We start from the raw sequence: 16,649 nt of genomic DNA on the forward strand, positions 1-16,649 counted from the left end.
GAGGCCTGTTAAATTGTTAATAAATGTTAAGTGTTAAATATTATGTTAATGTATTAAATATGAATAACATAGTCCTTAAAACGGCGTTTAACTGGGTTTTAGCGTAGATGAATAATCTGTTTTAAAGCCTTATTCTTTTCAGAAAAGAAATAATAATATATTATGGAGAGTGTATACAATCAGACTCATAAATTATTGAGGATGTTCTTCGTGCATTACCTTTTTTTCAATTCTTCTGTCAGGGATAAACCATACACATGCTACCACACCATACAGTACAAAACTTATGCATGGATTTACCCAAGCCAAAGCGATGGCTATAGCGTAGATCACAACGGATATTCTCCCTTTAAAATCATTGCCAACAGCTTCTGCAAGCAAGGAGTTTTCACCCTCATGTCTTATCAGCGAGATAACCAATATGCGATAAGCTACGCCACACATAATTAATGATATGCCATAAAATATAGTGGGCCATTTGGTAAAGTTGTTCTCACCCATCCAGGCGGTAACAAATGGAACAAGCGACATCCAGAACAGCAAATGCAAATTGGCCCAAAGCACAAAACCATTTACCGACTTTACCACCTGGAACATATGGTGGTGATTGTTCCAGTAAATACCGATATAAATAAAGCTAAGTAAGTAGCTTATAAATACAGGGATAAGTGGCTTCAACGCTTGCAGACTGTCGCCATGTGGCACCCTAAGTTCCAGAACCATAATAGTTATGATAATGGCTATCACACCATCGCTAAAAGCCTCTAAACGTCCCTTATCCATAGAACCGAAAATAATAAATATTTGTGAGATTGGTAATGACTAATGACGCGAAGCAAATGACCAATGACCGAATGACAGCGAAGCGAATGACGCGAAGCATAATGACTCAACGACCAAAAACGTCCTTCAAAACTCTTTTGGCTGCATAATAACCGCACATGCCATGCACTCCTCCACCTGGCGGTGTTGCTGCAGAACACAAATAAATACCCTTTGCCGATGTTTTATATGGCGACCACCGCAAAGCCGGCCGGGTAAACAGCTGGCCAATATCAATTACGCCACAGTTGATATCACCGCCGATGTAATTGGGGTTATACTCCTCGACTTGTGCTGTGTTCATGGTGTGCCTGGCCAATATTCTTTCCTTAAAGCCCGGAGCAAAACGTTCTATTTGATTTTCAATAGCGCTGGTCATATCCACGGTTGATCCGTTGGGTACATGGCAATAGGCCCATACTGTATGTTTACCGGCGGGTGCACGTGTACTATCAAACAGGCTTTGCTGGGCCAGTAACACAAATGGCTTTTCGGGGTGACTGCCGCTCCATGTTTGCTGTTCGGTGTAGGCTATCTCACGCATGGTATTCCCTATGTGGATAGTACCAGCCTGCGTACATTCAGGAGCCGTAAATGGTATGGGTGCATCAAGCGCCCAATCTACCTTAAAAACGCCCATGCCATATCTGTATCGCTCCAACTGCCATTTGTATAATGATGAGAACTTATGCCCGGCTATCTGCAATAATTGTTTTGGCGATACATCAAACAAAACAGCATGCGACGATGGCAATTGCTCAAGCGATCTCACATAAAAATCAGTTTCGATCTTCCCGCCTATCGATATAAAATAAGAAGCCAGTGCATTAGCTATACTATTTGAGCCGCCTTTTGGTATAGGCCAACCCTGCAAATGTCCCGATGCAATTAAAACCAATGCAATTGCCGATGTGGCTACATTGGTAAGCGGTTGCATGGAGTGCGCTGCCATACCTGCCAATAGCCCTTTTGCTTTTTCAGTATCAAACCTGTGAGCAAGGTAAGCAGCAGATGTTAAAGCAGGCAATCCAAATCTTGCCATAGCCAGCGGATGTTTGGGAAAATGCAGCGGGCCAAGCACATCCGGTGCAATCAGGGGCCAGTCGTTAACTACCGGCTGCATCAAGTTAAGGTAAGCCTGTTCATCGACCCCAAGCAACCTGGCGGTTTCTTCAACAGATTTTTTAAGCACTGCCGCCGTACCGTCGTCAAATGGATGGGCGCCCGCTATTTCGGGGTAGATGTATGCTAATCCATGATCTGCAAGCGGGAGCGTTTTAAAAAATGGCGATCCTGCAGCAAGCGGATGTATGGCCGAACAAATATCATGTGTAAAACCTGGCAACGTAAGCTCTGCACTACGAAGGCCTCCACCTATCTCACTTTTACCTTCTACTATTAAAACCGACAAGCCTTTTTGCTGCAATAGAATAGCAGCAGCAAGCCCGTTCGGGCCTGAACCAACAACTATGGCATCAAAATCGCGTTTATCAAGCTTCATTTACACAAGTAAAGTATTATACACGATGAGTATCGCCTTTCCAGTTTTTAATTGCCTTTTTAATAGCTGTTGGTGATAGATTTTCGGCTGCAGCCCTATCAACAAGCGGCAATAATTCATCATCAGGTGCAAAGCGCAAGGCAGCTATTTGCCCAATGGTTATGCGGTTGTCAATGGGTTTGCGGGTAAGTATAAAATATCTTAGGTTTTCTTCAGCACGGATCGCCCTGTCCTGTGCCTTAAGCGGAAATCTGCGCATAAACCAGAATATTAATGCCGCGCAGATAAATAGCAGTGCAATAAGTACGGTGCTCATATAATCACCTTCATCGGGCGAATGCCTTGCAACATTTACTATTGATGCAATTACCCCTATCAGGATTAAACTGCTGAGTAGAAAGTGATACCCTTTTGCATAACGGTGATGGTTAGCAAAATTTTGCTCGTTCATAATTGATTAATTTTTTATGCCAATATACCATTATTTGGCGTACCGATCCGCTTATTAAAATGACATTACCATTGACTTGTGAACGAACAAATGCGCTACTATTGGGTTAAATAATAAATCAATAATTATATTATGGCAAACACATCAGTTTCATATCAACCAACATTCACCATAGGTGGCGACTTAACCGTTAACCGGATGGGCTACGGAGCCATGCGCATTACTGGCAAAGGCATCTGGGGGCCACCGAGCGATAAAGACGAGGCTATACGCGTATTAAAACGTGCAGTTGAATTAGGCGTTAATTTTATTGATACAGCCGACAGCTATGGCCCGTATGTATCAGAAGAATTGATAGCAGAAGCGCTTCACCCCTATGCAGATGGACTTGTAATTGCTACCAAAGGCGGCCTTGAACGTACCGGACCTGATCAATGGCCTGTGAATGGCCATCCCGATCATTTGAAAACAGCTTTGGAAGGCAGTTTAAAACGTTTGAAGCTGGATCAGATAGATCTTTATCAACTACACCGAATCGATCCAAAAGTACCTACTGAAAAAACCTTTGAGTTTTTGCAAAAAGCGCAGGAGGATGGCAAGATCAAACACATAGGACTGTCAGAAGTTAGTGTGGATGATATTAAAAAGGCCCGGGAGTTTTTTGAAGTGGTATCGGTACAAAATATGTATAGTGTTGATAACCGCAAATGGGAGCCTGTTTTGCAATATACAAAAGAGAAGAATATTGCCTTTATCCCGTGGTTTCCGCTTAACGCGGCCAATGTTGCCAGTCAGGCCAAACTTAAAGAAGTAGCCGACAAACATGGCGCTACAGTTTATCAAACTGCATTAAGCTGGCTTTTACATCATGCTGATAACATCCTGCTTATCCCCGGCACATCAAGCGTAAAACACCTTGAAGAAAATCATAAAGCAGTTAGTGTTGAACTTACTGCCGATGATATGCAACACCTGGATAAGATTGCAGGTTAAACGGCGATTTGTTTCAGGACTAAAGCGAAAAAGGTTTAATTGTATGAAAAAAAATTACATACAAATTAAACCTTTTGCTTTTTTTCCTATCATATCAAAATATTATGAACCACTAAACTCATTTTGTTGATATGAAAACATTCAGACGATCTATGCTATCGCTTCTGGTATTAGGAGCGTTAGGTTGTACAAAGGGGACAGTAAACTCAAACAACACCGCACCTACTGACCAGGCAGCCGACCTGGTAACAACTTCGCTTGCTGTTAACACGGATGGCGCATTTAACACCATAAGCGATGTCTCGGTTGAAGCCCAGGTAAAAGTCAGTATCGATACCCTATGCGGCACCGTATGGGCCGATAGCATTACACGCAAAACGCCAACCGGCCAGGTGCCGTCATACAGCTATACTGCAAAATACAGTTATACTTTAAACTGCAATCCTAACAGCAACACTTTCAGCGGCAGCACAACAGCCATATCATCATATAGCGGCAGTTTTACCGGCCCTAACCTATCCTCAACTAATTCAGGAAGTTCAAATTTCACACTTTCAGGTTTAGGAAAAAGCTCAACCACCCTTGGTTTAAGCGGCGAGTACAAACGTGCGGGCTCCTATCAAAGTAAAACAGATTCGGGCAGCAACAGTGTAGATGTTGTGGTAACCGATCTGGTACTTACAAAACCACAGCATATTATTAAAAGTGGTACGGCAACAATTACAGTTTCGGGCATGTCAACAAAAACCGGCTCATTTAGCTTTAATGGTGTGCTGGTATTTAATGGAGGCAACACCGCAACATTAACGTTAAACGGCACTGTTTATACCATTGACCTTGCAACTGGTATAAAAACCAGGCACTAATATCTATTAATAATCTATAACAAATGCAAAAGCAGCCATGGTTGATCATGGCTGCTTTTTTTGTAATCAAGGTTGATTAAACATCAGCTACCTTGAAAGGCTTTACATCAACAGATTCCCATATTTTTTGGGTGATGTATATTTCGCTTTGCTTCCAGGCTTCAAGTCCCTCTTCGTTTTCAAACTGAAGGATCATAACCGAACCTATCATTTTACCACCCTCGTTTAAAAGAGCGCCACCAACTACATAGTTGCCTTTTTCTTTCAGGTCCTTTGCCCCATCCAAATGGTGAGGCCTAACATCCATGCGGCGTTTTAAAGCCCCATCATCGGTATAGTCATACCCGGTAACAATATATTGATTCATAATGCTAAAATAATTAATTTACTAGTTCTACCCGCTTATAACAAGCAAAAACAGCTTCTGTTTAGTTTATAAATTAATCACTCAAATTAAAAACTGTATTTTTTACATTTTATATTTTATAACCTATATATTTGCATTTATCCGATTCTGAATTTTATAAACCAATGAGAGATTTTCTACAAATAGAGTTTAAAAAAACATACCAAAAACAAGCCGAACACGCCTATTTTTCACCCGGCCGGGTTAACCTTATAGGTGAACATATTGACTATAATGGCGGCCTCGTAATGCCATGCGCCGTAACTTTAGGCACTTACCTGTTAGTATCGCCTAATAATGAAGAAGTTTTCCGTTTCAGAAGTGTAAATTTTGACGAGCAGTTTGAAATACCATTACAAAAAGACTATAAAAAAGATGGCAAAACATGGTACAATTACCCATTAGGGGTAATACAACATTTTGTTAAGGATGACAAATCTTTAAAAGGTCTGGATTTTCTGTATTTCGGTAATATACCTATCGGCTCGGGCCTTTCTTCATCAGCATCAATTGAGGTGGTTACTGCCTTTGCTTTGAATGATCTTTTTGAGTGCGATTACTCAAAACTTGATCTTGTTAAACTGGCAAAATCAGTTGAAAACAACTTTATTGGCTTAAATAGTGGCATTATGGACCAGTTTGCAGTAGCTTTTGGCGAAAAAAACAAGGCGCTGATGTTAAACTGCGATACACTCGATTACCAGGCCGTTGATAGCAACCTCGGCGATCATATTTTAGCCATCATCAATACCAATAAACCGCGCAAACTGGCTGAATCAAAATATAACGAACGCGTTTTAGAATGTAAAGCTGCATTAAAAGCCTTACAGCAGGAACTGGATATTCATAACCTTTGTGATATTGACACCGCAACGTTTGAGAAATATGAGCATTTAATTACCGACGCGATAGTTAAAAAGCGTGCAGAGCATGTTATTAAAGAAAACGACCGTGTTAAATTAGCTGGTGTAGCACTTTCCAATAATAATCTGGCAGAATTTGGCCGTTTGATGTATGCCTCACATGACTCGCTTCGCGACTTGTACGAAGTAAGCGGCAAGGAACTTGACACCGTTGTTGAATACAGCAAAACCAACCCGGACGTTGCAGGCGCACGTATGACCGGAGCAGGATTTGGTGGTTGTGCCATAGCATTGGTTAAAGAATCGTCATTCGAAAAATTCGCAAAGGAAGTAACGGAGTATTACACCAAAAAAATCGGCTATGCTCCTTCTGTTTATAGCTCACTAATTGGCGATGGCGTTGGTTTATTAAAGGAAGAACAGGCAATCAGGGTATAAAGTATCAGGATTAGGTATATTTGCCGCTTTATTGCTAAAGAATACCGCAAATGACTAATGACCCGATAAACAACGACTATAAAAAGCTAAAACTGGATGAACTGAACCGCGCTTCGGTAGATGAATTTAAAGCGCAGAAAAAGCTTCCGGTTGCGGTTGTATTGGATAATGTGCGGAGTATGCACAATATAGGCTCTATATTCCGCACATCAGATGGTTTCGCAGTTGAGCAGATCTGTCTTTGCGGTATTACAGCCCAGCCCCCCCACCGTGAAATTGAAAAAACCGCACTTGGCGCTACGCAATCCATTAGCTGGCTGTATTTTGGCGATACGCTACAGGCTGTTGAGCATTTGCGCACTGAGGGATATAAGATCATCGCTATTGAACAAGCCCAAAACAGCATCATGTTAAATGATTTTAACCCTGCCGGGGATGAAAAATATGCCCTTATTTTTGGCAACGAGGTAAACGGTGTAAGCGACGATGTAATGCAGAAGATAGATACCTGTATTGAGATACCGCAGTTTGGCACCAAGCACTCCTTCAATATCGTTGTATCTGCAGGTATTGTTTTGTGGGATTTCTTTTCGAAGATGGTAGTTTAGTTGATGGTTCATAGTTCATGGCTGATTTATTTGTAAATTAGCTTTGTTATTCAACCATTGCACCAATGAACAATTGAACTAATGAACCAATGAACTTACCTCAAAAACTTCAGATAAAATCGGGCAAGCACTGGTTATTCTTTAACGCACCAGGCAATTACCTTACTGTAATTGAACCATTACCAGATAATGTAACGGTAAGCTATGAACCTACAGGAGAATTTGATGGTATACAATTATTCATAAAAAATGCCGCTGAACTTACATCATCATTAACCATACTTAAACCCATATTAAAGCCAGATACCGTATTTTGGGTGACCTATCCCAAGAAAAGTTCGGGCATGGATAGTGGGCTGGAAATGATGGGTAGCTGGGATGAGTTAACAAATCTTGGCCTGCGGATAGTCACCTCAGTATCCGTAAATGAAACATGGACCGCATTGCGCTTTAAACCTGTTGAACTAACCAAACTTTCCGATAGTCGCAACGCCAATATCGCCAAAAATGAATATGGTGATTATATCGATATTGAAAACAGACAAATAACGCTTCCTGCTGATATGGCTGAGATCCTACAAGATAAACCACAGGCTATGGCCTTTTATCAGCAACTCTCTTACTCGAATAAAAAGGAATATGTAGTTTGGATCCTGTCTGCCAAACAGGAGAAAACACGTGAGGAACGATTAGTTAAGATGGTTGACAAATTGCTTGGCGACAAGAAGAATCCGGCTGAAAAGTAAACTTATAGCCACACGTCATTGCGAGGCACGAAGCAATCCCAAACTTTACAGAGCGAACAGAAAAGCATCATCGACTTGCATGGTCGGGGATTCCCACGCCATGATGTGCGGAGAAAAAATTATAAAAAATCCCTTGCGTAACCAAATGGTTACCTATATATTTGTAACCAAACGGTTACCTATATATAATATATGCGCAGAGACGTATTCCAGGCTATTGCCGATCCTACCCGCAGGGAAATCATCAACCTGATAGCCCACAGATCATTAAACTTAAATTCCATTGCTGATAATTTTACAGTAAGCAGGCCCGCTATATCCAAACACATAAAAATATTAACGGAATGTGGTTTAGTTACCATTACCCAACAGGGTCGTGAGCACTATTGTAAAGCCAATTTCAAGCAATTTAAAGAAGTATCCGACTGGATAGAGCAATACCGCGTTTTCTGGACTGATAAGCTGGATGCCCTAGGCAAATTTTTGGATGAAGAAAAATAACCCGTAGAGACAATTAACCACCTAAATTAAATAATATGAGCACACAACCATTTGTAATTGAACGAACCTACAACGCCCCTATCAGCAAAGTGTGGGAAGCATTAACCGATCACAACAAAATGAAGGAATGGTATTTCCAGTTGGAGGATTTTAAACCCGAAATTGGCTTTAAATTCACCTTCGAGGGCGGTTCCAAAGAAAAAACCTATATCCACCTTTGTGAGATAACAGAGGTTATTCCCGGTAAAAAGCTTGCTCACAGCTGGGTATATAAAGATTACCCGGGTGAATCATTCGTAACCTGGGAGTTGTTTGATGAAGGCGGCAAAACCAGGCTAAAGCTCACACACACAGGCCTTGAAACCTTCCAGCAAGACAATAAAGATTTTGCAACAGAAAGCTTTACCAAAGGCTGGACACATATTACAGGTACATCATTGAAAGAATACCTGGAGAAATAACTCTCAACTAAAAAGCCTATTGCACAAAACTTACGAAGTTTCTAAAACTTCGTAAGTTTCAATCTAGTGTAGATTATCTATTAAAACAAAAAAAGCCGGATAATTATCCGGCTTGATATGATTGGTTAATAAAGGCTTCGTTTTATTATTCCCTTTCAGGAAGTCAGGGCTTAAAAAACCTGTTCAAACTGATTTACAGCATCTTTGCTTTCTAAAGTAGAATGCCCCATCAGGAATTCATCTACCTTACGGGCACATTCGCGGCCTTCGGATATTGCCCAAACCACCAGTGATTGTCCCCTGCGCATATCGCCTGCTGAAAATACTTTGCTTACGTTGGTACGATAAGTAACATCGTTGGCATTTACATTTTTGCGCACATCAAGTTCAACACCTAATTTTTTAAGTAAACCTTCGTGCTGCGGATGTAAGAAACCCATCGCCAGGAAAACCCTTTGGCAAGGTATCTCACGCTCTGAACCTTCAACCTCGGTAAATTTCACCGGGCGGCCCAAAACATCAACTTCCCAGCTAACATCGCTTACTCTGATAGCACGCAATTCACCATTTTCATCGCCTAAAAACTCTTTTGTATTGATACCCCAATAGCGGTCAGCACCTTCCTCATGCGAGCTGGTTACTTTTAATACCATTGGGTATGTTGGCCAAGGCATGTGTTGTGTACGTGCCTCAGGCGGCCTGAACATCACTTCAAACTGCTTAACCGATGTCGCACCCTGGCGATTTGATGTACCCACGCAATCAGAGCCGGTATCACCGCCACCAATCACTACCACCTCTTTACCTGTTGCAAAAATATCTTCAGTATCAAATTTACTGTCGCCAACGCGTTTGTTTTGTTGCTTTAAAAAGTCCATCGCAAAATGAATACCCTTTAATTCCCTGCCTGGCATAGGTAAGTTACGCGGGATGGTTGAACCACCGCTCAATACAACTGCATCATGGTTACGCACCACTTCCTCGGCTGAAAGATCTTTACCTACTTCAACATTGTATTTAAACTCAACGCCATCCTCTTCCATCACCTGTATACGGCGGTCGATGATCCATTTTTCCAGTTTAAAATCAGGGATACCGTAGCGTAATAAACCGCCTGCTTTATCGTCACGTTCGTAAACGGTAACCGAGTGGCCTGCCTTGCTCAGTTGCGCAGCAGCAGCCAGTCCAGCCGGACCAGAGCCTATAACGGCAACCTTTTTACCTGTTTTAATAACAGGCGCTGTAGGTTTAACCAGGTTATTAGCGTAAGCTATTTCAATGATGTGTTTTTCAATTTCCTCAATAGCTACGGCAGGTTTGTTAATGCCCAGCACACATGCCGACTCACACGGAGCAGGGCAAATTCTGCCGGTAAACTCCGGAAAGTTATTGGTTGATGATAATATCTGGTAAGCTTCTTCCCAGTTTTTGCGATACACGGCATCGTTAAATTCAGGGATAATGTTACCCAGCGGGCACCCTGAATGACAGAACGGAATGCCGCAGTTCATACACCTTGCAGATTGCTGGTTTAATTTCTCATCAGAATATAGCCCAACAAACTCATTATAATTTTTAACACGTTCTGCAGGTGATACTTTTTCAGGGAGTTCCCTATTAAACTCCTGGAATCCTGTTACTTTTCCCATTCTTAGCTTACAGTTTGATATTGTAATTTTTCTAAAACTTTTTTATACTCTTTTGGATATACCTTAACAAATTGCGCAGATACTTTATTCCAGTTGTTTAATAGCTCCTGAGCTACTTTACTGCCTGTTAATTGTATGTGCTTGCGCAATAATGAAAGGATCTCCTCCTCGTCTTTTATTGATAGCGGATCCAGGTCGACCATCTCCATGTTGCAGTTTTCAGCAAACGTGTTATCCGGGTTATAAACCCATGCAATACCACCGCTCATGCCTGCAGCAAAGTTTCTGCCTGTTTTTCCTAATATCAGCGCGCGGCCACCGGTCATATACTCACAACCGTGATCACCTATACCCTCAACAACAGTGGTTGCACCTGAGTTACGTACAGCGAAACGTTCGCCGGCCATACCACCTATGAACACCTCACCTGATGTTGCGCCATACAGGGCAACGTTACCAATGATGATATTTTCCTCAGGTGTAAATGTTGCTTTTTCTGACGGATAGATAGCCAGTTGCGCACCGGATAAACCTTTACCTACATAGTCATTAGCCTCGCCTTCCAGTTCAAAGGCAATACCTTTGGTTGTGAAAGCGCCGAAACTTTGTCCGGCTGAACCTTTGAATTTAATGTTGATGGTATTATCAGGCAAACCTGCTGAACCGTATATTTTTGATATTTCGTTAGATAATAAAGTACCTAAAGTACGGTCGGTATTTTTCACATCATAACTCGCAAATACCGGGGTTTTATCCTCAAGCGCAGGTTTTGCAGCTTCCCACAATTGCAGGTCAAGGATAGCATCCATACCATGATCCTGTTTTTCGCTATTGTAAAGCGTTAAACCTTTAGCATTGGTTACAGGGTGTAATATGCCCGAAAGATCAACTTTCTTAGCTTTCCAGTTTTGCAGGTTATCCTTAACTTTCAGGAACTGAACACGGCCAACCATTTCGTTAATGGTACGGAAACCTAATTCAGCCATTATCTCGCGCAATTCCTCAGCCATAAAGCGGAACAGGTTTACTACGTGCTCTGGTTTGCCTGAGAACAGTTTCCTTAATTCAGGATCCTGGGTGGCAACACCCACAGGGCAGGTATTTAAATGGCATTTACGCATCATTATACAGCCGCCTGCTACAAGGGCCGCAGTTGCAACACCCCATTCTTCTGCGCCTAATAAAGCTGCTATAGCCAAATCACGGCCAGTTTTTAGCTGACCATCTGTTTGCAATACCACACGGCTGCGCAGTTTGTTGCGTACCAGTGTTTGATGAGCCTCAGATAAACCAAGCTCCCAAGGTAAGCCTGCATGTTTTACAGAGCTTATTGGCGATGCACCTGTACCGCCATCATAACCGGCGATCAAAATAACATCGGCATGTGCTTTTGCAACACCTGCTGCTATAGTACCTACTCCTGCTTTTGATACCAGCTTAACGTTGATACGTGCGGCACGGTTAGCATTTTTAAGGTCGAATATTAATTGTGCAAGATCCTCGATAGAATAAATATCGTGGTGCGGTGGTGGAGATATCAAACCTACACCCGGTGTTGAGTGACGGGTCTTAGCGATCCAGTCATCCACCTTGTGGCCCGGCAGCTGACCACCTTCACCTGGTTTTGCGCCTTGCGCCATCTTGATCTGTAGCTCATCAGCATTGGTAAGGTAGTTTGATGTTACCCCAAAACGTGCCGATGCAACTTGCTTAATAGCCGAGCGCATAGAATCGCCGTTCTCCATTTTTTCGTAGCGCATTTCATCTTCACCACCTTCGCCGGTATTGCTTTTGCCGCCAATGCGGTTCATGGCGATTGCCATAGTGCTGTGTGCCTCGTGAGAGATAGAGCCGAACGACATGGCGCCTGTTGCAAAGCGTTTCATGATGTTTTCAGCCGGTTCAACCTCATCTATGCTGATAGATTCACGGTGATGCGTAAAATCAAGCAATCCACGGATGGTGAAGTGCTTTTCACCCTGCTCGTTAATTACGCGCGCATAATTTTTATACACATTGTAATCATTGCTGCGGGTTGCATGCTGTAGTAAGTGCACCGTTGTTGGATTGAACAAATGTGCTTCGCCACGGCGTTTCCATTGGTAAATACCACCTTCAGGCAATAAATGGCTCTCGGTGTTCGAACTGCCAAAACCTATACGATGTTTACAAAGTGATTCACGGGCAATTTCATCAAGGCCCAAACCTTCAATACGGGTTACCGCCCCGCAGAAGTATTTGCTCACAACATCCTTGTTTAAGCCTAATATTTCGAAGATCTGTGAACCATGGTATGATTGCAGTGTTGAGATTCCCATTTTTGAGAAGATCTTCAGCAAGCCATCATTTACAGATTTTACGTAGTTCTTTAATAAATATTTTTCTTCAAGACTGGTTTCTAAGCTACCATCTCTCTTAACAGTTTGAATGGTTGACAGTGCCAGGTACGGGTTGATAGCAGTAGCGCCAAATGCCAGTAAACAAGCAAAATGGTGTACTTCCCAAACGTCGCCCGCTTCAACAACCAGGCCTACAGAACCACGGCGACCTTTTTTGATCAGGTGGTGATGCACTGCAGATACTGCCAGTAATGACGGTATAGGCGCATGCTCTGAATCGATAGCGCGATCTGATAAAATCAATACCTCGAAACCGTCATCAACAGCATCCTCAGCATAACGGCAAACACGCTCAATACCTTTCTGCATTGAACCCGGCAGGCCATCAGCCTTAAAGTAAGTTTGCAACGTTTTCGCATGGAACATACCGGTATCAATACTTCTCAGCTTTTCTAACTGATGATTTTTTAATATCGGGTGTTTCAGCGTTACGCAATGGCAATGCATTTTATCTTCATCCAATAAATTACCGTTGTTACCTATAAAAGTAGCCAAACTCATTACCAAACGCTCGCGTATCGGATCGATAGGTGGGTTGGTAACCTGTGCAAAGTATTGTTTAAAATAACTTGATAAGTGCTGTGGTTTATCTGATAATATCGCCAAAGGCACATCAGTACCCATTGATCCGATAGGCTCCTTACCATCAACCGCCATTGGCTTGATGATAGTATCGATATCTTCACGGCTGTAACCGAATACCTGCTGGTAGCGGAATACAGAATCGGGTGAAAGATCGGCGAAAGCTAAACGCGGTTCAGCTAATTCGCTCAGATTAATTTTATAGTTCTCTAACCAACGGCCATATGGCTGGCGCGATGCTATCTGGTGTTTGATTTCATCATCAGTAATGATCTTACCTTTTTCGGTATCGATCAACAGCATTTTACCTGGCTGTAAACGGCCTTTTTTAATAACGGTCGACTCATCAATAGTTAATACACCAGCTTCAGAAGCTGCTATAACGCGGCCATCATTGGTGATCACATAACGTAATGGGCGCAATCCGTTCCTGTCTAACAAAGCACCTACCAGCTTGCCATCAGTAAAGGTTATGGCAGCAGGGCCATCCCAAGGTTCCATTATAGTAGCGTGGAACTCATAGAAAGCTTTTTTAATCGGGTCCATCTGCTCGTTACCATCCCAAGCTTCAGGTACCAGCATCATCATTACGTGCGGTAATGAGCGGCCGGTGTGTAAAAGGATCTCGATGATGTTATCCAAACAAGCTGAATCCGATTGATTGTTGTCAATAACCGGCAACAACATCTCCATCTCATCATTGGTGAAATAAGACGAAGCATAAGATTTTAAGCCCGAATAGAACCAGTTAAGGTTACCTGTAAGGGTATTGATCTCGCCATTGTGAGCGATCAGCCTGAATGGCTGTGCCAGTTTCCATGACGGGAAAGTATTGGTTGAGAAACGCGAGTGGATCATGGCAAAGCCCGATGCAATACGCGGATCAGAAAGATCAGCATAATAATTGCGCAGCTGGTAAGTAGTTAGCTGGCCCTTATATATAATAGTTTTGCATGATAGTGAGGTAAAATAAAAGTACTCAGCCGCTCCGTTAATCGTTTCGGTGATCGTTTTATTAATATATCTTCTTAATACGTATAGCTTACGTTCAAAATCATCAGTATTGGTAATATGGTGCGGCCTTAAAATGAAGAGTTGCTCGCAATCAGGTTCAACAGCACGGGCGGTTTCGCCAATAACTGATGAGTTTACCGCTACTTTACGGTAACCTAATTTATGCAAGCCAAGCTTTTCAATGGCATTGGTTATAACATTACGGCAGGCTTTCTTAATTGAAGGATCTTTTGGGAAAAATATCATCCCTACCCCGTATTCGCCGGGTTCGGGCAAGCTCATCTCAAGGTTTGAGCATTCTTCCATTAAAAATTCATGGGGTAACTGAATTAGTATACCGGCGCCATCGCCGCTATCCGGGTCACATCCGCAAGCGCCTCTATGCTCCATATTCTCGAGCATGGTAAGGGCATTATCAATAATCTGGTTCGACTTATGTCCGTTAATGTTGGTTATAAACCCTGTCCCGCAGGAATCGTGTTCAAATTCTGGCCTATAAAGGCCCTGGTGGCTATCATCTTGGTTCATCGTAAAAACTAACCGTTTAAAACTAGGTGTAATCACGAAGTTACAGAAAATCAAAAAAAAATTACGATATTTTCTTAATTTTTGGGATTATTTTAAAATAAGATACTCTAAAAATGCCAAAATTTAGGATTTGATAACCATTAAGCGTTTATTATTGATAAAATCATAATCAAAATCATAAAAGCGGACAGAATTTTATTCCAAACCCACCTAATTATACCAAATTAGATGGGTTTTAAATGCACTTTTTAGAATACTTGCCCTATTTTATTTTTTTGTTCATCTCCTTAACAGCTGCATCCAACACGTTGTCGGTACCATCAATAACGTCATTTACATTGCGCGGAATTTCAATATCAGGTATCACTCCTATCCCCACAAAATCACGCCCATCGGGGTACGTATCGCGCTTTGTGCATATCCTGCTCTCGTCCAACCCCGGCAGTTTAATCGGCATTGGCTGCCCGGTACTACCGTAAGTGCGCTGTCCCATTGTTGTCGCCCGTGGTTTTAAACCATCCAGTATAACTAAAAAGTCTTCTGCTGCGGATGCGGTATTGTTGCCCGTAAGCACAATTAACGGGCAAGTGATCTTCTTCACCTTTATATCATTGTCAAATGTCATAGTATCACCTTTGTACCAGTAATTACCTTTGGCTGATAGCACTACTTTTTTATGCCAGTCATCCAGATGTTCAAACTTAGTAGTATCCCGCATGGCATAGGTACCCCAGGCCCTGTAAGCCGAAATATTATCGCGGGTTCGCCAGGTTGATCCGACCAGTCTTTTATCAGTAAAATATTTTAAAATTTCAGCACCTATACCTGTATCACCTCCCCCGTTATCACGTATATCCAGTATTATACCTTTGCAAGTATATAGTTCGGGCAGTATTGCCTTGAATTTATAGATGAGCGAATCATCGCCAAAGGTATTCAGCTTAACATAACCTATGTCTCCTATCTTTTTAAAATCCATCGCCTTATAGGGAGTATTAAATTTACGCCTTACCCATTGGGTTCTTACTGTATGAAACTGGTAATTATAATCGATCATTTTACCTTTTGGCGTGCGTAGCTTCAAATGCCATACCCGGGTTGAATCCGTGCCATAAAACATCATATAGGCAGCATTATTCCATAACACATGCTCTGTTGATTCACTTATATAAGGTATGATCTCTTTTTCAGCATATTCTTTTGCAGGCACACCGTCAACAGTTGTCAGTTCCGAACCCAGCGGCACCTGGTCTTTGTATTGCACAGGTATATCGGTTACAAAAAAGTGCTTGTCAAAATTCTCAATATAGATCCATTTATAGCGCGATTTATGCGTAAGCAACTGCCCGGGAAAACCAATACCTGTATGCCCATCTTTTAACAATGCACAAAACTTTTCCATCACCTCGTAATACTGCCAGGTATTTTTAGTGGCTAATATTTTAGGTATATATGCACGATAGGTACTATCCCAGTTTACATGGGCGTGATCAAAATAGGCAAAGTTATAGCTGGTCTCTTCCCAAAATTTACTTAAACCATAAAGTTTATCAGCATCAGGCAGATTAGCAACCGTATCAATTTGCGCAAATGATTTAGTTGATATAGACAAAAACAGGCCTAAAGCGGCAAAAGCAGTAAACAGTTTTTTCATAGTATGGATTTTCGGAGGTAAAGGCAATTTCTATGCTAACTACATAAATAATTAACAATCAAATATTTATATCGTAAATTCAAAACATAAAACGTTCGGAAACGTACACCTGTTGTTCGATACAGAACGAATATGGTAATTAATATTAATTTTGCGACAAAACAGAT

At 41.9% G+C, this 16,649-nt stretch carries 14 protein-coding genes; 7 read left to right on the forward strand and 7 right to left on the reverse strand.

Annotated elements, in window-relative coordinates; all coding sequences use genetic code 11:
* Positions 1 to 192 precede the first annotated feature (192 nt).
* The 3 genes from BLU33_RS13395 to BLU33_RS13405 form a co-directional block, all read right to left on the reverse strand.
* A complete protein-coding gene (locus BLU33_RS13395) occupies positions 193 to 783 on the reverse strand; it encodes a TMEM175 family protein (protein ID WP_091373628.1) in 591 nt (196 codons plus the stop codon).
* A 106-nt stretch (positions 784 to 889) separates the two neighbouring features.
* The gene (locus BLU33_RS13400) at positions 890 to 2,323 is read right to left on the reverse strand and encodes a phytoene desaturase family protein (RefSeq protein ID WP_091373633.1); all 1,434 of its coding nucleotides are present in this window, start codon (positions 2,321 to 2,323) and stop codon (positions 890 to 892) included.
* Positions 2,324 to 2,339: 16 nt separating this feature from the next.
* Positions 2,340 to 2,774, reverse strand: coding sequence for a DUF6526 family protein (locus BLU33_RS13405; protein WP_091373636.1), 435 nt, complete (start codon positions 2,772 to 2,774; stop codon positions 2,340 to 2,342).
* A 132-nt stretch (positions 2,775 to 2,906) separates the two neighbouring features.
* Here BLU33_RS13405 and BLU33_RS13410 point away from each other — a divergent pair, with 132 nt between their 5' ends.
* Entirely contained in the window at positions 2,907 to 3,767 is an 861-nt protein-coding gene (locus tag BLU33_RS13410) for an aldo/keto reductase (protein WP_091373639.1), read from the forward strand.
* A 131-nt stretch (positions 3,768 to 3,898) separates the two neighbouring features.
* Positions 3,899 to 4,633 (forward strand): hypothetical protein, encoded by a 735-nt coding sequence (locus BLU33_RS13415; RefSeq protein WP_157682143.1) that lies wholly within the window; start codon positions 3,899 to 3,901, stop codon positions 4,631 to 4,633.
* Between the two features lie 76 nt (positions 4,634 to 4,709).
* Here the strand turns inward: BLU33_RS13415 and BLU33_RS13420 are convergent, their stop codons facing one another.
* Positions 4,710 to 5,000: a YciI family protein gene (locus BLU33_RS13420; protein ID WP_091373644.1), complete on the reverse strand. Its 291-nt coding sequence runs from the start codon at positions 4,998 to 5,000 to the stop codon at positions 4,710 to 4,712.
* A 164-nt stretch (positions 5,001 to 5,164) separates the two neighbouring features.
* Here BLU33_RS13420 and BLU33_RS13425 point away from each other — a divergent pair, with 164 nt between their 5' ends.
* From BLU33_RS13425 to BLU33_RS13445, 5 genes are all read left to right on the forward strand, one after another.
* A complete protein-coding gene (locus BLU33_RS13425) occupies positions 5,165 to 6,340 on the forward strand; it encodes a galactokinase (protein WP_091373647.1) in 1,176 nt (391 codons plus the stop codon).
* 50 nt (positions 6,341 to 6,390) lie between these two features.
* Positions 6,391 to 6,948, forward strand: coding sequence for an RNA methyltransferase (locus tag BLU33_RS13430; protein ID WP_091373649.1), 558 nt, complete (start codon positions 6,391 to 6,393; stop codon positions 6,946 to 6,948).
* Positions 6,949 to 7,037: 89 nt separating this feature from the next.
* Positions 7,038 to 7,694, forward strand: a complete 657-nt coding sequence (locus BLU33_RS13435) for a YdeI/OmpD-associated family protein (protein ID WP_091373652.1) — start codon at positions 7,038 to 7,040, stop codon at positions 7,692 to 7,694.
* A 192-nt stretch (positions 7,695 to 7,886) separates the two neighbouring features.
* Positions 7,887 to 8,195: an ArsR/SmtB family transcription factor gene (locus BLU33_RS13440; protein WP_091373654.1), complete on the forward strand. Its 309-nt coding sequence runs from the start codon at positions 7,887 to 7,889 to the stop codon at positions 8,193 to 8,195.
* Positions 8,196 to 8,230: 35 nt separating this feature from the next.
* Positions 8,231 to 8,656: an SRPBCC family protein gene (locus BLU33_RS13445; RefSeq protein WP_091373657.1), complete on the forward strand. Its 426-nt coding sequence runs from the start codon at positions 8,231 to 8,233 to the stop codon at positions 8,654 to 8,656.
* A 170-nt stretch (positions 8,657 to 8,826) separates the two neighbouring features.
* Here the strand turns inward: BLU33_RS13445 and BLU33_RS13450 are convergent, their stop codons facing one another.
* The 3 genes from BLU33_RS13450 to BLU33_RS13460 form a co-directional block, all read right to left on the reverse strand.
* Positions 8,827 to 10,305 carry a glutamate synthase subunit beta gene (locus BLU33_RS13450; RefSeq protein ID WP_091373660.1) on the reverse strand — a complete coding sequence of 493 codons (1,479 nt, stop codon included), beginning with the start codon at positions 10,303 to 10,305 and terminating at the stop codon, positions 8,827 to 8,829.
* A 2-nt stretch (positions 10,306 to 10,307) separates the two neighbouring features.
* Complete coding sequence (gene gltB / locus BLU33_RS13455) at positions 10,308 to 14,828, reverse strand: glutamate synthase large subunit (protein ID WP_091373663.1); 4,521 nt, start codon at positions 14,826 to 14,828, stop codon at positions 10,308 to 10,310.
* Between the two features lie 262 nt (positions 14,829 to 15,090).
* The gene (locus BLU33_RS13460) at positions 15,091 to 16,482 is read right to left on the reverse strand and encodes a S41 family peptidase (RefSeq protein ID WP_091373668.1); all 1,392 of its coding nucleotides are present in this window, start codon (positions 16,480 to 16,482) and stop codon (positions 15,091 to 15,093) included.
* Between the last annotated feature and the right edge of the window lie 167 nt (positions 16,483 to 16,649).

Origin of the sequence: Mucilaginibacter mallensis, from assembly GCF_900105165.1 — a bacterium.
Classification (GTDB): domain Bacteria; phylum Bacteroidota; class Bacteroidia; order Sphingobacteriales; family Sphingobacteriaceae; genus Mucilaginibacter; species Mucilaginibacter mallensis.